This window comes from Shewanella sp. N2AIL (assembly GCF_022690845.1).
Classification (GTDB): Bacteria; Pseudomonadota; Gammaproteobacteria; order Enterobacterales; family Shewanellaceae; genus Shewanella; species Shewanella baltica.
Map to the genome: position 1 here is coordinate 1 of NZ_JALBYT010000065.1, position 1,885 is coordinate 1,885.

Below are 1,885 nucleotides of genomic sequence, written 5' to 3' on the forward strand. Positions count from 1 at the left end.
AATGCACGGCAATTTAAGTTGGATGGTAAACGGGAAAGGGCTTATCCAAGAGTCCTTAAAATGAGCAAAAACAAGTTTCCGGTTAGACCCAAAAAAAATGCCGTTCACTCTTAAGTGAACGGCATTAGGCGCACATGCGCCCTTTTTTGTGGTAGTTTTGTAGACTTAATACTCTAGCCGCCGATTAATACGTCACAGTTAAGTTACTGACTTAACCCGTTAACGATTAACTGGCAGTTTCTTAAAACAGAACGGCTAATGAATAACGAATTAATATCCAGACCTCGACCTGCACGCATTAAGGAGACATGATGTTACCAGCACCGCGTTTTACCGCTTTTAATCCTCCTCGCCGTATTTTGATGGGCCCTGGCCCGTCGGATGTTTATCCCGAAGTGCTTGCGGCGCAGTCCAGACCGACAATCGGCCACTTAGATCCGCTATTTGTCGGCATGATGGATGAGCTTAAGAGCCTGATCCAATACGCCTTCCAAACTAAAAACGAAATGACCATGGCAGTCTCTGCGCCGGGCAGTGCGGGCATGGAAACCTGTTTCGTAAACTTAGTCGAGCCGGGTGAGAAAGTTATTGTCTGTCGTAACGGTGTGTTTGGTGAGCGTATGCGCCAAAACGTCGAGCGCGTGGGCGCCATTGCAGTGCTGGTGGACAATGAGTGGGGCGCACCTGTCGACCCTGCTGCGGTGGAAGCGGCGCTGAAAGCCAATCCCGATGCCAAATTTTTAGCCTTTGTGCACGCAGAAACCTCTACTGGCGCGCTGTCCGATGCCAAGACCTTGTGTGCATTAGCCAAAACCTATGGTTGCTTGAGCATAGTCGATGCCGTGACTTCCCTTGGTGGCGTCGAGTTAAGAGTCGATGAATGGGGCATAGATGCTATTTATTCTGGCAGTCAAAAGTGCCTCTCCTGTGTACCGGGTTTATCACCTGTGTCTTTCTCACCTGCTGCCGTCGAAAAACTCAAGAATCGCAAGACCCCAGTGCAAAGTTGGTTCCTCGATCAAAGTCTCGTGATGGCCTATTGGACCAGCGCGGGCGGCAAACGTAGTTACCATCACACTGCGCCAGTGAATGCGCTTTATGCACTGCATGAATCCCTGCGTATGTTAGCGGCCGAAGGCTTAGAGAATGCGTGGCAACGCCACCACGAAATGCATTTAGTGCTGCGTGCTGGGCTGGAAAAGTTAGGGCTTAATTTTGTGGTTGCCGAAGATTATCGCCTACCGCAGCTGAATACGGTTTATATCCCCACAGGTATGGATGATGCTGCAGTGCGCACTCGTTTGCTGAAGGATTACAACCTCGAAATCGGCGCAGGCCTTGGCGCCCTTGCGGGTAAAGCATGGCGCATTGGCCTCATGGGTTTTGGTGCTCGTCGAGAAAATGTCTCTTTATGCCTCAAGGCATTAGAAGAAGTGTTGAACTAATATGCCAAGATTACGCCTTGCCTTTTGCGGGCTAATGATCGCTTTGCTCAGTGCCTGTTCAGTGAACAATACCAGCAATGCGTCCTGCGATTTTGTACGTGGAACCAACAATAACCAAAGCATGCGAGAGGCGAGTGGCCACGATACGGGCAGCGCCGATGAACGACAAAAAGATGTCAGTATCGGCTTCTTGAATGTTATCTTCGGCGGCATCAGTCGAGCACTTTCTTCCGATGATTCAGCGGATGGAAAGTGTTTGTAACGCTGTGAGTGTTAGTTCTCTTTGATATATTGAAAATCCCCGCAATGCGGGTAATGCCGTTCACTTAAGAGTGAACGGCATTTTTTTTGGGTCTAACCGGAAACTTGTTTTTGCTCATTTTAAGGACTCTTGGATAAGCCCTTTCCCGTTTACCATCCAACTTAAATTGCCGTGCATT

The 1,885-nt window shown here is 49.1% G+C and carries 2 protein-coding genes; both read left to right on the forward strand.

Annotated elements, in window-relative coordinates:
- Positions 1-311: 311 nt before the first annotated feature.
- A complete protein-coding gene (locus MO387_RS20695) occupies positions 312-1,445 on the forward strand; it encodes an alanine--glyoxylate aminotransferase family protein (protein WP_107946312.1) in 1,134 nt (377 codons plus the stop codon).
- Position 1,446: 1 nt separating this feature from the next.
- Complete coding sequence (locus MO387_RS20700) at positions 1,447-1,707, forward strand: hypothetical protein (protein WP_107946311.1); 261 nt, start codon at positions 1,447-1,449, stop codon at positions 1,705-1,707.
- Positions 1,708-1,885 lie beyond the last annotated feature (178 nt).

Excerpts from the sequence above, each read along its gene's own strand:
- MO387_RS20695 (WP_107946312.1), top strand. The coding sequence starts at position 312 with ATGTTACCAGCACCGCGTTTTACCGCTTTTAATCCTCCTCGCCGTATT.
- MO387_RS20700 (WP_107946311.1), top strand. The coding sequence starts at position 1,447 with ATGCCAAGATTACGCCTTGCCTTTTGCGGGCTAATGATCGCTTTGCTC.